Here is an 18070-nt window from a genome sequence, read left to right as displayed (position 1 = left end):
CCCGGTGGGGGACGCGCCGCTCGGCCGTTCGGTCGGGGGATCAGTACTGGGTGCTGACGGTCACCCCGCTGAAGTCCGTGGTGGCGTACAGGCTGACGTACCGGTAGCCCGCCGTGGTGTTGGTGACGGTGAGGGTCTGGGCGGTGCCCGGGTTGGTGGAGGCGGCGGTGTGGGCCGCCGGGGACGCCCAGTTGTCGGGGTTGTAGTAGAGGGCCGCGTTGCCGGTGCCGCCGGAGGCGGACACCTTCAGGGTCGTGGTGCCGGCCGGCAGGTAGAGGTAGAAGTAGTCGAGGTTCCCGGCGGTGCGGGCCTGGTTCGGGCGGGAGCAGTTCCGGCCGAGCGCGTCGGTGCGCGGGTCGGTGCAGGTCGGCAGGGTGGTGCTGCCGCCGGCGGTGACGGTGACCGAGGCCGGGGTGCTGGCGGACTTGCCGTTGCTGTCGGTGACGGTCAGGTCGACGGTGTAGGTGCCGGCGGCGGCGTAGGTGTGGACCGGGTTCCGCTCGTTCGAGCTGCTGCCGTCGCCGAAGGTCCAGTGCCAGGAGGCCAGCGAGGCCTTCGAGCCGGTCTCCACGGACCTGTCGGTCAGGGTGACGGTGGCGCCGTCGACGGACTGGCCGAACAGGGCGGTCGGGCCGTCGGCGTAGCAGGCGCCCGCGGCGCAGGCGGTCAGCCACGTGTCGAAGTCGGCGTCGTAGGAGGTGCCGAGGCCGTTGTAGACCGCGTAGCCGCCCTGGTAGTCACCGGTGCGGAAGTGGCCGAGCATGTTCTGGATGTCGGCGGGGTGCTTCTCGAACATGTAGCGCACGGCGAGGTAGCCCCACGGGTAGGTGCGCACCGTGTCCGAGTTGTCGTAGGTGTTCTGGAAGATCGTGCTGAGCTTGTACCGGTGCGCGGCGGCCTCGTCCATCGCCTGGGTGTCGGTGGTGCCGCGGTAGGCGTAGGACTCGTACTCGGCGACGCCCTCGATCCACCAGATGTCCGGGACGGAGATCTCGGTGGAGAAGTTGCCCTTCATGTCGTAGATGTTGTCGAGGTAGTGGGTGTACTCGTGGTTGAGGTTCCACACGTTGGCGGGGAAGCCGTCGATCCACGCCTTCTGGTACATCACCGACACGGGCTTGTTGCCGGGGTCGGTGACGTCCATGACGGTCTGGCCGCCGTTGTCGGTGGAGTTGCCGTAGATCGCCCAGGAGTACGTGAGGTAGTCGTCCCGGTTGGAGAAGACGGCGAGGGTGATGGTCTTGCCGTACTGGTCCGGGACGGGCCCGTCGTCCTTGACGAGGTTGTGGAAGAAGGTGTCCTCGCCCCGGAGGCTCTCGCAGACGGTCGACAGCTCCTGGGGGGAGAGGCCCTCGGTGCGTATGGTGCGGTTGTCGCAGACCAGGGTGTTCGGCAGGACGGCGGCGGTGAGCTTGCCGGGCAGGTCGCAGGTGCCGTAGTAGGAGCACTGCGCGTTGTCGTACTGGTTGGCGTTGTACGCGGTGTAGACGTACAGCTTGCCGACGGCGCCGGAGATCGGGGTGGTGTCGAGTACCTTCTTGACCAGCGGCTTGGCGAAGGCCTCGATGCTGCCGCCGTCGCCCGCGGTGCGGGCGAGGTCGTTGCCGGCGTTGACGTCGAGGAAGGCGTTGGCGGTGCCGAGCAGGTCCTTGTGGTTCTGCGCGAAGTTCGCCAGCGTGGTGACCACGCTCGGGTCGGCGGTCACGGCGCTGACGTAGTCGGGGTTCCAGTTCGCCCGCCACAGCGGCGCCCACAGCACGGAGTTGACGGCGTTGACCATCTTCGGGAACGCGTTGTACCCGTTGTCGTAGCTGTTCAGGACCTGCTGGTAGACCTTCAGGTAGTGCGCCTGGATGTTGGCGCTGTCGGTGAGGATCAGCACCTCGCTGAGCACGGTGCCGTTGGCGTCGCTGACGTCCTTGCGGTGCGCGGTCGCGAAGAAGGCGTCGAGTCCGGCCTGGACGGCGGAGGTGAGCGTGCCGTCGTACGGGCCGACGGCGCTCGAGTTGTTGGACTGGACGTAGTAGCCGGCCCGCAGGAAGAGCACGAGCTGCAGGAGGTTGGCGGAGTTGTCGCCGGTGTAGTTCGCCGCTTGGGCCTTGAAGGCGTTGGCGACGGCGAGCATCTGGGACTGCTTGAAGACCTTGCCCGCGTCGGTGCCGGTGACGTTGAACAGCGTCTTGACGCAGTCCGTGGTCGCGCCCTGGACGAAGGAGACCAGGGCGGCGCCGCTGCGGCTGCCGAAGTCGGCGGGGGTGCAGCTGGGCGCGGCCGGGGCCTGCGCGGTCAGCGCGCGCTTGGCCGCGGGCGCGGCGGCGCGGGTGTCGGGGGCGGTCTGGACGGCCGTCCCGGTCGGCTGGAGCGCCTGGCCGAGCAGCTCCGGGGGGAGCGGCGCGGCCGTGCGGCCCAGCGTCTCGGAGGTGTCGGCGGCGACCTCGGCACCGAACGGCTTCGGCGCGGCCGTCCCGGCCCGGGCCGGAGCCTGGGCCGTGGGGTTCGCGGCCGCCACGGTCGTCGCGGCCGCGGCGAGGGCGGGGGCCGGTAGCAGGGTGGCGGGCCCGGCGAGGGCGGCGGCCACCAGGAGCGGAAGGGATTGGCGCAGACGCACTGCGGTGTCCTTGTCCTGAGGTGGGGGAGGTGACGCGGCGTCGGCCACGAGGCGAGGGGGAGTTGACGTGTGACCTGTCACCGGAATCGGGTCAGAACAATGTCACAGGTTATATGTCATCGCAAGGGTGCGTGCAGGAGTGGATACGACGGCAGGAGGCCCGCGAACGGAGCGGTCGAGCCGCCCGCCGCAGACGCGATGCGGCCGGCCCGGCTCCCCGCGGTGGGGAGCCGGACCGGCCGGCGGGTCCGAGGGGGCGGCCCCGGATCAGACTTCGTCCGGGAGCTTGCCGATCAGCCAGCGCACGCTGTTGTCACCGCCGAGCTGGGGGAAGTGGGCCATGGCGGCGTCGCGCAGCTTCTTGACCAACTCCTCCCGGGTGGTGATCGGCTTTTCGGCGTCGACCCTGGTGGCCTCGTCGGTGAGGAAGACGGGAACGAGGGCCTCGTCGATGGCGGAGGTGGTGGCGGTCACGATGGGTGTCTCCTGACAGTGGGGGTTGGGGGGACGGGTTCGGCCGGTACCCAGCCGTCCGCCGTTCAGCGGTGGAGCAGGTGCGCGGCGGTGTCCTCGTCCAGACCCGCTCCGGCGGCCGCCGTCCGGACGGTGCCGCCCTCGACCAGGGCGGCGAGGAACCGGTGGGCGGAGTCGGTCAGTTCGGTGGCCGTGACGACGTGGTCGCGCCGGGAGAGCACCAGTGGAACCCGCCTCGGCAGCGGATCCCGGGCGGGCCGGCCCGGCGGACGGCCGCCGCGAAGGCGTGCACCGGTGCGCGCTCAGCACGAGCAGCCGCAGCGAGGGGCCGGTCGTACGCCAGGTCGGTGACCACGTCGATCCACGCCTCGCGCCCGGCGGCCGGCCGGTCCCGGTCGGGGCGGTGCTCGGCCAGGAAGTCGGCGAAGCGCGCGTCGAGTTGGAACAGGGTGTGGGAGCGGGACGGGAGGGAGGCCAGGTACTCCAGGGCGCAGTCGTCGAAGAGCGCGTCGCCCAACAGGGCCCGCAGGGCGGGGTGGAGGCCGCGCATCGCCTCCAGCAGGCGCAGGCGGTAGCCGCGCCGGTAGGCCTCCAGGCACTGGCCGGGGGAGAGCCTGGCGGCGGCCGCGAGCACGCTGTCGGCGGAGCGGTCCGTTGCGGGACCGTGGGGGGCCAGGACGATACGGAACGTAACCGCCCTGGTGGCGAACGGAACGGCGCAGGCCAGCAGGGCCGTGCGGCGGTGGGGCCGGGGGCGTGGCGGCCGCCCGGGCCCGGCGTTCGGGCGCGGGGCACCGGACGGGAAGAGGATCCGGACGCAGGAGCGCGTCATTCGGGCAGCGCAAACGGCCGGTGCGGTCGACGGGTACCGCATCGGCGGGCCGGGGGGTTCGGGAGGTCGGCGGATCCGGGGTGCGGCCCCGGCCTCGTCAGGCCGAGGGCGACCAGCCGAGGGCCGGCCCGAGCCGGGTGGCGAGGTCGGTGAGGATCTGGACGTAGTCCTCGTGCCCGAAGGTGAACGGCAGGGCGAAGGCGACCTCGTCGACCTCCCGGTAGCCGGCGTGGGCGTGCAGTCGTTCGGCGAGTTCCTCGGAGGTGCCGACCAGGTCCGGGGCGAAGAGCAGCCGGGCCGGGCCCTGCGGGGCGAGGGTGCGCGGGGTGCGGGCGAGGGCGTACGCCGCGTACCTGGCGCGCTGCTCGGGGGTGGCGCTGTCGGTGGGGATGACCACCAGGCCCTGGGAGACCCGGGCGCGCTCGCTCTCGGGGTGGAGGGAGCGGAAGGCGCGGATCTGCGCGGCCTGTATCCCGGCGAAGTCCGGTGCGGCATCGGCCGCTTCGGGCTTGACCACGCTGCTGGTCAGCAGGTTGAGCCCGTGTTCGCCGGCCCAGCGGGCGGAGCGCAGGCTGCCCGCGCCGTACCAGAGCCGGTCGGCCAGGCCGGGCGAGTGCGGCTGGACGCGGGGCGAGTACACCTCGATGCCCTCGGTGCCGGCGAAGCCGGAGGCGTCGTCGCCGCGGACCAGGGCGAGCAGCCGTTCGGCGCGGCGGTGGCCGAAGTCCTCGTGGTCGCCGGTGTCCGGGTAGAGGGCGTCGCGCACGTGCTCGTAGTGGGTGGGCCGGCCGACGCTGAAGCCGGGGTTGAGCCGGCCGCCGGAGAGCAGGTCGACGGTGGCGAGGTCCTCGGCGAGCCGCAGCGGGTTCTCCCAGCCGAGCGGGGTGACGGCGGTGCCGAGCTGGATGCGGCTGGTGCGCTGGGTGGCGGCGGCGAGGACGGCGACGGGCGAGGAGATCCCGTACTGGAAGTGGCGGTGGCGCAGCCAGGCGCTGTCGAAGCCGAGCCGCTCCCCGAGGGCGATCAGGTCGAGGGTGGACTCGTGCCCCCGGCGCGGGTCGGCCTCGTCGAAGAGCCCGATGGTGAGGAAGCCGAGTTTCCGCAGTGGGCGGGGGGAGGGCGGCATGGTGGCGGCTCCGCGTGGGATCCTGCGGCCCCGGGGAGGGCCGGACGGCTGGTGCCCGTCGACCGTACGCAGGCCGTGCGCGGCCCGACAAGATCGGCGCGCGATCCGGACAGCGGATCGCAACGGGCCGCAACGCGGCGCAACACCGGCGCGCCCGCGCCGGGCGCCCACCCTTGCGGGGCGGGCGCCCGGCGCGGCCGTGCGTGCGGGTCAGCAGCTGCGCAGCTCCGGGCTCTGGTTGCGGATCTGGTTGTGCAGCGAGGTGAACTCGCGGTACGCCTCGCTGTCCTCCGAGCCGGGGCGGAAGGCGCCGACGCGGTGGCAGTTGACGAAGGCGAGCTTCACGCCGAAGTGGTCCTCCAGGCTGCCGCGGATGGCGTTGCTGGCCAGCGCGCGCAGCAGCTGGGCGCGCTGATCGTCGCTGGGCGTGGTGTTGTCGGTCGTGAACTCGGCTCCGCCGGAGGCGAGTTCGGCGCTGAGGCCGGCGACGACCTGGTAGGCGTACGGGAGCGAGCCGCGCACGGTGTCGAGGAAGTCGGCCTCGTCCACGCGGCCGTTGCGGGCCTGGTCGAGCAGGGCGGGGGAGACGTCGAGCGACATGGGGGTCCTCTTTCGCGGGGCGCGCGCAGGGCGCGGCCGGGGGATGGCCAACGAAGATGAAAACCATTTGCGTGAAGGACTCTCCTGGACGTCCCGACGGTCTGTCAAGCACCTCCCCCCGAAGGGCTGACGCCCGGCGCCGCCTTCGAAGGGCCGGCGTCCGGGGCCTGCGGTACTCGCGGCACCCGGGGCGCCTTGATGACGAACACCGCGATCAGCACCGCGAGGGCGGCGAACACCAGGCCCATCCGGAAGGCGGTCGCGATGCCGTGCGCCAGCACCTCCGAGGAGTACGGCGCCGGCAGCTTCCCGCTCGCCCGGAACCGGGCGGCCTGCTCCGGGGTGGCATGGCTGAGGAACTTCCCGACCTGCTGCCGGGCCTCGTTGCGGCTCGCCGTCCCGAACACCGTGACCAGGATCGACAGGCCGAGCGAACCGCCCACCTGCTGGGTGGTGTTGAGCATCCCGGTGGCCGCCCCGGTCTCGTGCGGAGCCACCTTGGAGACGGCGGTGAGCACCGCCGGGACGAAGATCGAGCCCATCCCGAAGCCGAACAGCAGCGTCGGTCCGAGGACGCTGCCCGTGAAGGTGCCGTCGACGTCGATCCGGGACGCCCAGAACACCCCGCACAGCACCAGGACCGAGCCGGTGACCAGGAACGGCTTGGGGCCCCAGCGCAGCTGGCTGCGCGCGGCGAACTGGGCGGCCGCGGCGATCGCCGCACTGATCGGCAGGAAGGCGAAACCGGCCCGCAGCGGGCTGTAGTCGAGGATCTCCTGCACGAACAGGGTGATGAAGAAGAAGATGCCGAACATCGTCGCCGCCACGCACAGCATCAGCCCGTACGCGCCGGAGCGGTTGCGTTCGCGGAACAGGTGCAGCGGGGTGATCGGCTGCGGCACCCGCCGCTCGTTGACCAGGAAGGCCGCCAGCAGTCCGACCGCCAGGCAGAAGGCGGTGAGCGTGACCGGGTCCGTCCAGCCGTGCCCGGAGGCCCGGATGAAACCGTAGACCAGCGACACCATGCCCACGGTGGCGGTGAACGCGCCGGTCAGGTCGAAGCGCCCGGGGCGGCGCTCGGACTCGTTGATGTACAGCGGCGCCAGCACGGCGATCGCGATGGCGATCGGCACGTTGACGAACAGCACCCACCGCCAGGACAGCCAGGAGGTCAGCATGCCGCCGAGCAGCAGGCCCACCGCCCCGCCCGCACCGGCCACGGCGGAGTACACCCCGAACGCGCGGTTGCGCTCCGGGCCCTCCTCGAAGTTGGTGGCGATCAGCGCCAGCGCGGTGGGCGAGGCGATCGCCCCGCCCACTCCCTGGAGCGCCCGGGCCGCCAGCAGCCAGGGCGAGGACTGGGCGACCCCACCGAGCAGCGAGGCCAGACCGAACACCAGCACGCCGACGACGAACACACGCCGGCGCCCGAGGATGTCGCCGGCGCGCCCGCCGAGCAGCAGCAGCCCGCCGAAGGCGAGGGTGTAGGCGTTGATCACCCAGGACAGGTCGGTGGTGGAGAACTTCAGCGCCTGCTGGATGTGCGGCAGGGCGATGTTCACGATCGTGACGTCGAGAACCACCATCAACTGGGTGGCCGCGATGACGGTGAGGGCTATCCCTGGGTGCTGGCCCCGACGTGCGGTCGCGGGCGCAGCCGTGGCCAGGGCACGCGAGGTGGCCATGGCAGGTTCCCCAATGGCTCGGGGCGAACGACGGGCAGGGGGCGGATCCGTTCGCCATCAATGACAGTAGACCCGGCCGATAGGGAACACAACCGTTCATTACGGACAAGCGTTGATTTCCGGACAGCCGCCGACCGGGGTGGGAAGGAGGCTCGGCCCGGCCGGGAACCGGTGGTCGCTACGCCCGCGGCGCGGCCTGCTTGACGGTGCGGATCACCGGCGCGGTCTCGACCTGGAGGACGGCCGGAAGCGCGGCGACCCGGGTGGTGAGGTAGCGGTACAGCGCCCGCTGGTCCGCGCAGACCACGGTGGCGTACAGATTGGTCGGGCCCGTCGTGGCGGCGGCGAAGGCGACCTCGGGGTGGCCCGCCAGCGCCCGGCCGGCCGCTTCCAGATGCGGGGGAGCGACGGAGAGCCACAGCAGGGTCCGGGTGCCGGCGCCGAGCAGGCGCTTGTCGCAGTCGATGTCCAGGTAGAGCACCCCGCGTTCGCGCAGCTCCGTCATTCGGCGCCGGACGGTGCTGGGCGACCAGCCGGTCAGCTCGGCCAACTGCTCGAAACCGGCGCGGCCGTCGGCGGCGAGTGCGGCGAGCAGCCTGCGGTCGCCGTCGTCGAGTCGCACGGGCCCGGACCGGTCGGGCAGCGGCCGTGGGGGCACCGGCGGCTCCGGCGACTCCAGCGGGTTCGGCGGCGGGGCGGGGCGCAGTGCCTCGACGGCCTGCGCGCCCAGCGGGCCCAGCTTGGCGATGAGGCTGTCCGGGCCGCCGTAGAAGGTGTGCAGGACGGAGTGGGCACTCACCCCCTCCACCCGCGGGGTGCGGGGGAGCCGGGCCAGCAGCAGCGCCTCGCTGTCGGCCTCGCTCTCGGCGCGGACCGTGCAGGTGATCTCGGTGCCGCCGGAGGACAGGCTCACCCAGGAGGTCTCCGGGCGCCGGGCCAGCGCCTCGGCGACCGCGACCGACGCGGAGGGTGCGCAGCGCACCCGCAAGAGCCACAGCACCGCGCCCAGCGCCGTCGGGTCGATCCCGCCGAGCACCCGCACCGCACCGGCCGAGCGCAGCCTGGCGTACCGGCGGGCGACGGTGCGGTCCGACACCCCGAGGACGGCGGCGATCGTGCTGAACGGGGCCCGGCCGTCGACCTGCAGGGCGTGGACGAGGCGGCGGTCCAGGTCGTCGTAGTCGGATTCCACCGCGCAGAGCGTAGCCGGTGTCGGATCCCGCCGCCGTCGCGCCGGTCACTCGCCCAACCGCCCCCGGCGGAGCGAGCGTTGGTCCCGGCACGAGAACCACTGTTCGACGGACACCAGGGAGAGAACCATGGACACCGACGTACTCGTCGTCGGCGCCGGCCCGACCGGGCTGACGGCGGCCAACGAACTGCTGCTGGCGGGCGCCTCGCCCGTACTGGCCGACCGGCTGCCGCAGCGCAGCGCCCTCTCCCGGGCCGGCGGCATGCAGTCCCGCACGGTCGAGGCGCTCGACCAGCGCGGCCTGCTGGAACCGCTGCTGGCCACCGGGGACCACCCGGTCGGCACCAGCCACTTCGCCGGCATCCCCCTGCCCACCGACAGCGCCGTCCGCCCCCGGCTGCCGTGGCGCTCCGTCCCGCAGGTCGACCTGGAGGGCTTCCTCCACGACCACCTCGCCGAGCAGGGCCTGCGCGTGCGGCGCGACCACGAACTGGTCCACCTCGCCCAGGACGAGGAGGGCGTCACCGCGAGCTTCTCCAACGGCCGTACCGTACGGTCCCGTTACCTGATCGCCGCCGACGGCGGCCACAGCACCGTGCGCTCGCTGCTGAAGGCCGAGTTCCCCGGCCGGGCGGGCACGGCGACCACGATCGCCGCCGACGTCCGGCTCAGCGGCACCGAGGAGCTGGGGACGCACCACCGCGCCGAGGACGGCACCTGGGCGGCGGTGTTCCCGCTCGGCACGGACGACCGGGGCAGGCCGCTGCGCCGCCTCGCCCTGGGCGGGCCGGGCCGCTCGGTGCCCAGGGACGTCCCGATCACCGAGGAGGAGATCCGCACCGGGCTGCGGGCCGTGTTCGGCGAACGGGTGCGGCTGCTCGAACTCCGCCACGCCCGCCGGATCACCAACGCGGCCCGGCAGGTGGCGCAGTACCGGCACGGGCGGGTGTTCCTGGCCGGCGACGCCGCCCACGTCCACCTCCCGCTCGGCGCCCAGGGCATGAACACCGGCATGCAGGACGCCTTCAACCTGGGCTGGAAGCTGGGCGCCGCCGTGCGCGGCTGGGCGCCGGAGGGCCTGCTCGACAGCTACCACACCGAACGCCACCTGGCCGGTGCGCTGGTGCTGCGCAACGTCCAGGCGCAGAGCCTGCTGATGGACTGGGAGGGCACCGGCGACCCGGAGGTGACGGCCGCCCGGGAGCTCTTCACCGAGCTGGCCCAGCTGCCGGAGGTGCGGCGCCGCCTCGGCGACATGATGGCCGGGACGGCCACCAGCTACCCGATGCCGGACGCCGCTCCCCACCCGCTGCTCGGCGGTCCCGCCCCTGACGCCGACCTCGGCCCGGCCCGGCTGCACGAACTGCTGCGCTCCGGACGCGGGTTGCTGGTCGATCCCCTGAACACCCTGGCCGGGACCCTCGCCCCCTGGTCGGACCGGGTCGACCGCGTGGGCCGCGCCGGCCGCGGTGCTGCGGCGGTCGAGCCGATGCTGGTGCGTCCGGACGGCTACGTCTGCTGGGTCGGCACCCCGGAGACCCTGCGGCCGTCCCTCATCCGCTGGTTCGGCGCCCCGGCGTCCAGCTGACCGGGGCCGGCCCGCTCCTCACGGGGCCGGCGGGTAGCCGCGGGTGCGGACGAGGGCGTGGGTGAGGTCGGTGAAGGCGCGGGTGGCGGCGCTGCGGTAGGCGTCGGAGCGCCGCAGCAGGGTGACGGTGCGGGTGGGGAGGGGAGGGTCGAGGGGGATCCGGGCGAGGCGGGGGTGCTCGTGGGTGACGGCCTCGGGGAGGACGGTGGCGAGCGGGGTGCGCTGGACGACCTCGGTGAGGGCCTGGACGGAGTTGGCCTCGACGGCGATCCGCGGGCTGACGCCGTGCCGCGCGAAGTAGTCGTCGATGTGTCCGCGGGTGGCGAAGTCACCGCTGAGCAGGGCCAGTTGCCGGCCGTCGAGGTCCCGTACGGGGAGGGGGGCGGGCCGCCCGGCGGCCGTGCCGGTCTCGGTGCCGGTGCCGGCTCCGGTGCCGGTGACCAGGGCGAGGGTCTCGGTGAACAGGGCGGTGGCGGTGACGCCGGGCAGGCGGGGGCCCTGGAAGGCGATGCCGAGGTCGAACTCGTCGGTCAGCAGCCCGGCTTCGATGCGGTCCTGGCTGGTCTCCCGCACGGTGAGGGTGATGCCGGGGTGCCGGGCGTGGAGCTCGGCGGTGAGCGGGCCGACCAGGTAGGCGGTGAAGGTGGGCGTGACGGCCAGGCGCAGCTGTCCGCGCGAGAGGTCCTGGACATCGTGGACGGCGCGCTCGGCGGCGGCCAGGTCCCGTAGCGCGCGACGGGCGTGGTGGGCGTACGCCTGCCCGGCGTCGGTGAGCCGCATCGTGCGTCCGGTGCGGTCCAGCAGCTGGGTGCCGAGGGCCCGTTCGAGCTGCTTGATCTGCTGGGACAGGGCTGTGACTCCATGCGTGACTTCGCCCTGGGCATCGCACGCTTCCAGCACGACGTCTTCCCCGCCAGGGAAGGTCTCTTCACCCGCCTGGCCGACCACCACGCCCCGCACACGCTGTTCATCGGCTGTTCCGACGCCCGCGTCGTACCGGAGCTGATCACCGGCTCGGAGCCGGGCGAGCTGTTCGTCATCCGTACCGCCGGGAACCTGGTGCCCGCCTACACCCCCGGGGCCGACGGGGTCACGGCGAGCATCGAGTACGCCGTCGCCACCCTGGGCGCGCGGGACATCGTCGTCTGCGGGCACTCCGCGTGCGGCGCGATGACCGCCCTCGCCCACGGCCACGACCTGAGCGGCGCCCCGGCCGTCGCCGACTGGCTGCGGCTCGCCGACGCCTCGGTGGCCCGGACCGCCACCGAGGGGGACGTACCGGCCCTGGTGCGGCACAACGTGCTCGCCCAGCTGGCGAACCTGGCCACCCACCCGTCCGTCGCCCGGGCCCTCGCCGAGCGGACCGTCACCCTGCGCGGCTGGGTCTTCGACATCGCCACCGGCCGCGTCGAGGACCTCACCGCCGATGCCCGCAGCGCCGCGACAGCGGCCTGACCCGCACTCACCCTCCCCGAACCCAGCGGCTCCGCGCAGCCGCGAACCCGAAAGGATCACCCCATGGTGCACGCCCAGTCCGACCCCACCGCCCGCCAGGCCCTCGCCGTCACCGCCGTCGACGCCAAGACCCGCAAGAACCTCAGCTGGCAGCAGGTCGCCGACGCCTCCGGCCTGTCGGTCGCCTTCACCACCGCCGCCGTCCTCGGCCAGCACGCCCTGCCGGAGGCGTCCGCCAAGGCCGTCGCAGCCCTGCTCGGCCTGGACGACGACGCGGCGCTGCTGCTCCAGACCATCCCCACCCGCGGCTCGATCCCCGGCGGCATCCCCACCGACCCGACCATCTACCGCTTCTACGAGATGCTCCAGGTCTACGGCACCACCCTCAAGGCCCTGGTCCACGAGCAGTTCGGCGACGGCATCATCTCCGCGATCAACTTCAAGCTCGACGTGAAGAAGGTCGCCGACCCCGAGGGCGGCGAGCGCGCCGTCATCACGCTGGACGGCAAGTACCTGCCGACCAGGCCCTTCTGATCCGGCCCTCGGGCCGGGGCGGGTCCTCGACCCGCCCCGCCGACCACACCGGCATCCCACCCCCTGCGGCGAGCTCGCCGAGCTCGCCCACCTCACCCACCGCGACCATCCCCCGTGCCAGCGCCACGACCCGCACGGTGCTCGACCACCTCGCCGCCACCGGCCGACTGCTGCGCCGGTAGCCCCTGACCCAGCCATCGGCCCGGATCAGGGGCACGGTGAGTCCGGGTGCCGGTGAAGCCGAACTCGGCGCAGTACTCGCAGTCACAGCGGGTCATGGAATTGGCCCGACAGTGGGCGGGCTGCCAGGACACCGAAGCGCAGGGCCCGGAGTCGACGGGGGAGCCGTCCTCGGGCAGGCTGCGCCGACACCAGTCGCAGCGGACGGCGGTCGGCACCCCCGCGTGACGCAGGACCTCCGCCGCGTGGGAAGCGACCTCGTACGGGACGTTCGACACGAGGGTGGCTGCCCCGGTGTCCAACACCTGGCCACTGCGCCACAGGCTCAGCCCGGTCACCGTGCGGACCGCTTTGAGCGCGGCCGCGTCGCGGGGCGAAGCACCGGCCAACTCCACGGTGAACTGCGGGTCCTCCACAGGTCCCCCCTTCAGCTGTTCGAGACGATCCTGTCCAGCAGGGCGGCGAGCTCGGCGGGGCGCGAGAGGAACGGCGAGTGGCTGCCCGGCAGGTGGTGGACGGAGCCGGTCCGGGCCGCCAGACGTTCCTGGTGGGCGGGTTCGAGCGCGAGGTCGTCGTCGCAGACGATGTAGCTGGACGGCGTCGAGCGCCAGCCCGCCGTGGTCACCCGTTCCCGGAAGGACCGCGCGCTCTGCGGCGTCAGCCGCGCCAGGGCCCGCGCGGCGGCCTCCTCCTCGGCGTCGCCGAAGAACACCTCACGCGCGTCCTCCGGTGGCGGCACGCTGCCCACCGGCTCTCCCGACTCCGGCAGGCCGAGGAAGGAGGCCAGCGATTCGCCCGCTTCCAGCGGATAGGCCGCCAGGAAGACGGCGTGCACCGCGCTCGGCGCCTCGGCCAGTGCCTCGGTGACGGGGACACCGCCGTAGGAGTGGGCCACCACGGCGGTCGGCCCGTCGGTCCGCGCGAGCGCCTCGCGCACCGCCCGTACGTCGTCGAGGAGCCCGGCCGTGCCGGACGAGGCGGTGGGCAGGTCGACCGTGTGCGTTCGCCGGCCGGCGGCGTCGAGCAGGGGCCGGAGGCCGTCGAAGCACCAGGAACCGTGCCAGGCGCCGTGCACGAGGAGTATCGACGGGCGGTCGGCGGACGTGGACATCAGGGCATCTCCTCGGGGCGGGCCGTCAGCAGCGACATCGAGATCGTGTCACCGGCTCAGGCCGCATCGCAACGGTTGCTGACGTGTCGTCACGTTCGTTGGTGCCAAACCGAGCTGCTTGCCATCCGCAGTGTCCTCTCCTGCCCGCGAGTGCGTCGACCCGCCCGGTCGGCCGCCAGGCCGGTCCTCCGGGCCACCGGTTTTCCGCGGCCGGGGACGGGGCCGCCGGTAGGCCGTGCGGCGCCCGGCTGGCAAGCTGGACCGGTCGGGGCGCCACCGGGGGCCCTCGGGGAGGGGCGCTGTGGTGGATGAGGTACTGACTCGACGGGTGCCTCCGTTGGATCCGCAGGTGGGCGCCGCGGTGGCGGCCGCCGGCGGGCGGGCGCGCGAGGTGCTCACCCCGGAGGGCCTGACGGCCTGGCAGGAGCGCGACGCCGCCGCCCGGCCCCGTCCGACGCTCGACCAGCTGCGCGACGGCGGCCGCTTCGAGGTGGCGGAGCTGCGCGCGCCCCGGGCCGACGGCGGGGGAGAGGTCACGCTCCTGTCCGGGCGTCCCGCCGGAGTCGGCGGGGCGCTGCCGCTGCTGTACTACCTGCACGGCGGTGGAATGGTGACGGGCAACGCATGGTCCGTCCTGCCGCGGCTGCTGCGCTCGTGGGCGCTGCCGCTGGGGCTGGCGGTGGTGTCCGTCGAGTACCGGCTGGCGCCGCGCACCCGCTTCCCGGGGGCCGTCGAGGACTGCTACGCCGGGCTCACCTGGGTGGCCGAACACGCCGACGCGCTGGGCGTGGACGCGCGGCGCCTCGTGATCGGCGGCAAGAGCGCCGGTGGCGGGCTCGCCGCGGCCCTCGCCCTGCTGACCCGCGACCGCGGTGGCCCGGCCCCGGTCGGCCAGCTGCTGCTGAGCCCGATGCTCGACGACCGGGGAGACACCTTCTCCAGCCGCCAGATGGCTGGCCACGACACCTGGGACCGCGCCTCCAACGCCACCGCCTGGCAGGCCGTCCTCGGCGACCGCTACGGCGCCGCCGACCTCTCGCCCTACGCCGCCCCGGCCCGCGCCACCGACCTGTCCCGGCTCCCCGCCGCCTACATCGAGGTGGGGTCCGCCGAAACCTTCCGCGACGAGGCCGTCGCCTACGCCGACGGCGTCTGGCGGTCGGGCGGTGACGCCGAACTGCACGTGTGGCCCGGCGCCTGCCACGGATTCGACACCCTCGCCCCCCACGCGGCCGTCTCCCGGGACGCCCACGCCGCACGCACCCGCTGGCTGCGCCGCATCCTCCCGCCGGAATGAGCCGTTGGCCCGGTCGGTCCGTCAGCCGGCGCTCCGGGCACCGACCGGGCCGCGGCCAGCGCGGCGCGCTCCTCCGGCTCGTCGACGCCCGCCGCCGGCGGTTTCCGGACCGGAGGTGCAACGTCCCCCCGCCGGGGTTGCCCTCCCCCACCCCGGGGAGGGCACCCGGTGCCGGATCAGCCGACGTTGACGGCCGTGTCGTCGAGGGCGAAGGAGGTCTGCTTGGTGTAGTCCTCCACGCCGCTGAACTTCAGGATCACGGTCTGCCCCGCGTAGCCGGACAGGTTGAAGCTGTGCTGCTGGTAGCCGGCGGCCGCGTTCACGTTGGAGTAGGTCGCCAGGGTGGTGCCGTTCGCCGTCACCGTCAGCTTGTCGTACGCGCTGGTGGTGGGCTCGGCGGTGTCCACGTGCAGCCAGAAGCTGAAGGTGTAGGTGCGGCAGCCGGTCGGCAGGATCACCGTCTGGGCGAGCGTGTCGGTGTTGGTGCTGCCGTAGCCGTCCAGCCAGACGTCGTACGTGCCGGAGTGCGGCGGCTCGCTGGAGCTGCTGTTGACGGCGCTGCTGCCGCCGGTGTTGGTCTCCGTCCAGCCGGCCGTCGTCCCGGCCTCGAAACCGGGGTTCGTGAGCAGCTGGGCGGCGGTGCAGCCACCGCCGCTGCCGCTGGACTGGACGGTCCAGGTGAAGGTGACGGAGGAGGACGGGCCGGTGGAGTCGGTCGCGGTGGCCGTCACGGAGTAGGTACCGGCGGTGGTCGGGGTGCCGCCGATCAGGCCGGTCGTGGCGTTGAGGCTCAGGCCGGCGGGCAGGCCGGAGGCGGCGTAGCTCAGGGTTCCGCCGGCCGTGTCGGTGGCGGAGAGCTGGAGGCTGGTGGCGTTGCCGGCGGTGGCGGTGCGGGCGCCCGGGTTGGTGAGGGTGACGCCGCCGGTGGTGCCGCTGCCGCTGCCCGAGGCGAGCCAGGCGGTGGCGTTGAGGCCGAGAGCGGCGTCGGTGCCGGCCGGGTCGTTCCAGCCGTTGTAGAGGGTCTTGCCGGATTCGCCGGTGCCGTCGTCGATGGTCGAGCTGTCGCCCCAGATGGCGACCCGGCCCTTGCCGAAGCTGCTGGTGGCGAAGAAGGCGCCGGTGGTTCCGGAGTAGCCGGTGCGGTAGACGATGCCCTTGACGCTGGGGTTGTCGGCGGGCTTGAGGGTGAAGGTGGTGCCGTTGCGGATGATGCTGCCGGTGACGGTGCCGAACGGGCCGTGCAGGACGGGGTCGTTGGCGTCGCTGACGGCGGTCGGGTTGTCGGTCTGGATGTTGAGCAGGTCGACCGAGAGCCCGAACGGGTCGTTGCTGTCGACCGAGTTGGTGGTCATCAGGTCGTTGATGACAGCGGGGGAGTCCCAGCCGTCGTTGTTGCGGTCGCTTTGGGTGTGGTCCGAGATCAGGAACAGCCCGCCGCCGTTCTGGACGAACTTCATGACGGCGGTCTTCTCGGCGTCGCTGAGCCGGATGTTGGGCTCGGGCAGGACGAACTCGTCGAAGTTGGCGAGGTCCAGCGCTCCGCCGGTGCCGTAGGTGATGGTGGAGCCGCTCGGCAGGGTCTTGAGGCTGTACTGTCCGGTCTTCTGCAGGGCGACGCCCCAGCTGGAGATGGCGCCGGTCCAGTCGGTCTCGGACTGCGGGTTGGCGTTCTCGGCGAGCGGGTCCGGCTGGCTGGTGGAGATGGTCCAGTCGGCGTTGCCCGCGGTCTCCGCCTTGGTGTCGTCGAACAGCACGCGGTGCTGGGCGGTCGTGGCGGCGGGAGCCGCGGCGGTCGCGGCCACGGCCCGGTGGGGGACGGCGCCGGCGGCGGTGAGCACGGCCAGGGCGACGGCGCCCAGGGCGAGCGGGCGGGTGGCAGCTGTGCGTCTGAGCACGGGTCAGACTCCTTGTGTCGTGGGGGTGCAGAGGGGTGCTACGCGCGTAGGCGCATGACACCGTCCCATGATGGGGTAAGCGGCGCTTGAACGGAACGCGACGAAACGGGGCATCGCCACACCGCTCACCCCATCCGGGAAGGCCTGCACAGCCACCACACCGTCAGCTCACGGGATCTCCTCGCCGCTCACCGCTCGCCCCCTACCCGCGGGCCAGCCGTCCCAGGGCCAGGGCGGCCAGGAGCGCGGCGCCGTCGGCGAGGACGTTGTCCTCGAACTCGGCATCGGGGGAGTGGTTGTAGGCCGCCGTGAAGGGGTCGCGGCCGTCGGTCGGGGCCGCGCCCAGCATCAGGAACGCCGACGGGACGGCGGCGGCCAGCACACCGAAGTCCTCGGAGCCGGCGATCGGCTGGGGCATCGGGACGAACCGCTCCGGCCCGAACAGCCGGGCCGCCAGGCCGGTCGCGAAGTCCGCCTCCACCGGGTCGTTGACGGTCACCGGGTACCCGGGCTCCACCTCGGCGACCGCTTCCAGCCCGTGGGCCGCCGCGATCCCGCGCACCACCCGCAGGGCCTCGCCGTGCACCAACTCCCGCGAGCGAGGGGAGAAGGAGCGGAGGGTCGCCTCGAACCGGGCCTCGCCGGGGATCACATTGGCCGCCGTGCCCGCGCTGAGCATGCCGACGGTGAGCACCACCGGGTCGAAGGCGTCGATCCGCCGGGTCACCATCGACTGGAGGGCCAGCACCGCCTCGCACGCGGCCGGCACCGGGTCCAGCGCCGAGTGCGGGCTGGAGCCGTGCCCGCCACGGCCGCGCAGGGTGACCCGCAGGGTGTCGGAGGCGGCCAGCATCGGCCCCGGGCGGGCGGTGACCAGTCCGTTGGGCAGCAGGGCGGCCGCCACGTGCAGGGCGTACGCGGCCACCACCCGCTCGCCGGCCGCGTCCAGCACCCCCTCGTCCACCATCCGCTGGGCGCCGCCCGCCCCCTCCTCGCCGGGCTGGAACATCAGGACCACGTCGCCCGCCAGCTCGGCGCGCCGTTCGACCAGCAGACGGGTGGCTCCGACCAGCGCGGCCATGTGCAGGTCGTGCCCGCAGGCGTGCATCGCGCCGGGGATCTTCGAGGCGTACGGCAGCCGTACGGTCTCCTGCACCGGCAGGGCGTCCATGTCGGCGCGCAGCAGCACCTTCGGCCCGGGGCGGCCGCCGCGCAGCACCGCCGTGACCGAGCTCAGGCCCTTGCCCAGGGTGAGTTCCAGGGGCAGTCCGTCGAGCGCGGAGAGCAGCCGGGCCTGGGTCCTGGGCAGGTCGAGCCCGATCTCCGGTTCCTGGTGCAACTCCCGCCTCAGGGCCACCAGTCCGGGCTGCAGCAGGGCGGCGGAGCGGGTCAGTTCGGGCAGTGCCAGGCGGTCGAGCAGGGCGGCGGACGAGGGAAGGTCGGACACGGTGCCTCCAGGCGGGGGTCGGGTCTGGCTGGCTCCATGATCCGCG

16 protein-coding genes are annotated in these 18070 nt (G+C 73.4%); 4 read left to right on the top strand and 12 right to left on the bottom strand.

All coding sequences use genetic code 11. The features are described from left to right. Positions 1 to 40 precede the first annotated feature (40 nt). The 8 genes from ACFV1W_RS20245 to ACFV1W_RS20210 all read right to left on the bottom strand — a co-directional run bounded on the left by ACFV1W_RS20245 (position 41) and on the right by ACFV1W_RS20210 (position 8517). Positions 41 to 2608 carry a collagenase gene (locus ACFV1W_RS20245; protein ID WP_380418377.1) on the bottom strand — a complete coding sequence of 856 codons (2568 nt, stop codon included), beginning with the start codon at positions 2606 to 2608 and terminating at the stop codon, positions 41 to 43. Positions 2609 to 2875: 267 nt separating this feature from the next. Then, entirely contained in the window at positions 2876 to 3082 is a 207-nt protein-coding gene (locus tag ACFV1W_RS20240; RefSeq protein ID WP_380418376.1) for a hypothetical protein, read from the bottom strand. A 65-nt stretch (positions 3083 to 3147) separates the two neighbouring features. Continuing rightward, positions 3148 to 3303, bottom strand: a complete 156-nt coding sequence (locus tag ACFV1W_RS20235) for a hypothetical protein (RefSeq protein ID WP_380418374.1) — start codon at positions 3301 to 3303, stop codon at positions 3148 to 3150. Then, positions 3261 to 3914: a DNA-binding domain-containing protein gene (locus ACFV1W_RS20230; RefSeq protein ID WP_380418372.1), complete on the bottom strand. Its 654-nt coding sequence runs from the start codon at positions 3912 to 3914 to the stop codon at positions 3261 to 3263. Before ACFV1W_RS20230 ends, ACFV1W_RS20235 begins: the two co-directional genes overlap by 43 nt. A gap of 97 nt (positions 3915 to 4011) precedes the next feature. Continuing rightward, entirely contained in the window at positions 4012 to 5040 is a 1029-nt protein-coding gene (locus tag ACFV1W_RS20225; protein ID WP_380418370.1) for an LLM class flavin-dependent oxidoreductase, read from the bottom strand. A gap of 210 nt (positions 5041 to 5250) precedes the next feature. Continuing rightward, positions 5251 to 5640, bottom strand: coding sequence for an SCO5389 family protein (locus ACFV1W_RS20220; protein WP_380418368.1), 390 nt, complete (start codon positions 5638 to 5640; stop codon positions 5251 to 5253). Between the two features lie 104 nt (positions 5641 to 5744). Continuing rightward, positions 5745 to 7325, bottom strand: a complete 1581-nt coding sequence (locus tag ACFV1W_RS20215; protein ID WP_380418366.1) for an MFS transporter — start codon at positions 7323 to 7325, stop codon at positions 5745 to 5747. Between the two features lie 178 nt (positions 7326 to 7503). Further along, positions 7504 to 8517 carry an Lrp/AsnC family transcriptional regulator gene (locus ACFV1W_RS20210; protein WP_380418364.1) on the bottom strand — a complete coding sequence of 338 codons (1014 nt, stop codon included), beginning with the start codon at positions 8515 to 8517 and terminating at the stop codon, positions 7504 to 7506. Between the two features lie 127 nt (positions 8518 to 8644). On the opposite strand from ACFV1W_RS20210, the gene ACFV1W_RS20205 reads away from it, so the two are divergent. Beyond that, positions 8645 to 10105: an FAD-dependent monooxygenase gene (locus tag ACFV1W_RS20205; RefSeq protein WP_380418362.1), complete on the top strand. Its 1461-nt coding sequence runs from the start codon at positions 8645 to 8647 to the stop codon at positions 10103 to 10105. An 18-nt stretch (positions 10106 to 10123) separates the two neighbouring features. On the opposite strand, the gene cynR is transcribed toward ACFV1W_RS20205, so the two are convergent. Then, positions 10124 to 11005 (bottom strand): transcriptional regulator CynR, encoded by an 882-nt coding sequence (gene cynR / locus ACFV1W_RS20200; protein ID WP_380418360.1) that lies wholly within the window; start codon positions 11003 to 11005, stop codon positions 10124 to 10126. On the opposite strand from cynR, the gene ACFV1W_RS20195 reads away from it, so the two are divergent. Further along, a complete protein-coding gene (locus ACFV1W_RS20195) occupies positions 10967 to 11560 on the top strand; it encodes a carbonic anhydrase (RefSeq protein ID WP_380418358.1) in 594 nt (197 codons plus the stop codon). The two genes, cynR and ACFV1W_RS20195, sit on opposite strands and share 39 nt — an antisense overlap. Positions 11561 to 11623: 63 nt before the next feature. Next, positions 11624 to 12094 (top strand): cyanase, encoded by a 471-nt coding sequence (gene cynS / locus ACFV1W_RS20190; RefSeq protein ID WP_380418356.1) that lies wholly within the window; start codon positions 11624 to 11626, stop codon positions 12092 to 12094. Positions 12095 to 12701: 607 nt separating this feature from the next. Here cynS and ACFV1W_RS20185 read toward each other — a convergent pair. Beyond that, positions 12702 to 13385, bottom strand: coding sequence for an alpha/beta fold hydrolase (locus tag ACFV1W_RS20185; RefSeq protein WP_380418354.1), 684 nt, complete (start codon positions 13383 to 13385; stop codon positions 12702 to 12704). A gap of 328 nt (positions 13386 to 13713) precedes the next feature. Between ACFV1W_RS20185 and ACFV1W_RS20180 the strand changes: the two genes are divergently transcribed. Continuing rightward, a complete protein-coding gene (locus tag ACFV1W_RS20180) occupies positions 13714 to 14682 on the top strand; it encodes an alpha/beta hydrolase (RefSeq protein ID WP_380418352.1) in 969 nt (322 codons plus the stop codon). A gap of 176 nt (positions 14683 to 14858) precedes the next feature. Here the strand turns inward: ACFV1W_RS20180 and ACFV1W_RS20175 are convergent, their stop codons facing one another. Both ACFV1W_RS20175 and ACFV1W_RS20170 read right to left on the bottom strand, forming a co-directional pair. Further along, a complete protein-coding gene (locus tag ACFV1W_RS20175) occupies positions 14859 to 16577 on the bottom strand; it encodes a putative Ig domain-containing protein (RefSeq protein ID WP_380418350.1) in 1719 nt (572 codons plus the stop codon). A 202-nt stretch (positions 16578 to 16779) separates the two neighbouring features. Next, the gene (locus ACFV1W_RS20170; protein ID WP_380418381.1) at positions 16780 to 17970 is read right to left on the bottom strand and encodes a M20 family metallopeptidase; all 1191 of its coding nucleotides are present in this window, start codon (positions 17968 to 17970) and stop codon (positions 16780 to 16782) included. Positions 17971 to 18070 lie beyond the last annotated feature (100 nt).

It is taken from the genome of Kitasatospora sp. NPDC059648 (genome assembly GCF_042734825.1).
In the GTDB taxonomy this organism is placed as follows: Bacteria; Actinomycetota; Actinomycetes; order Streptomycetales; family Streptomycetaceae; genus Kitasatospora.
The sequence above is the reverse complement of the archived record's forward strand: the minus strand, read 5'-3'. Positions and strand labels throughout refer to the sequence as shown.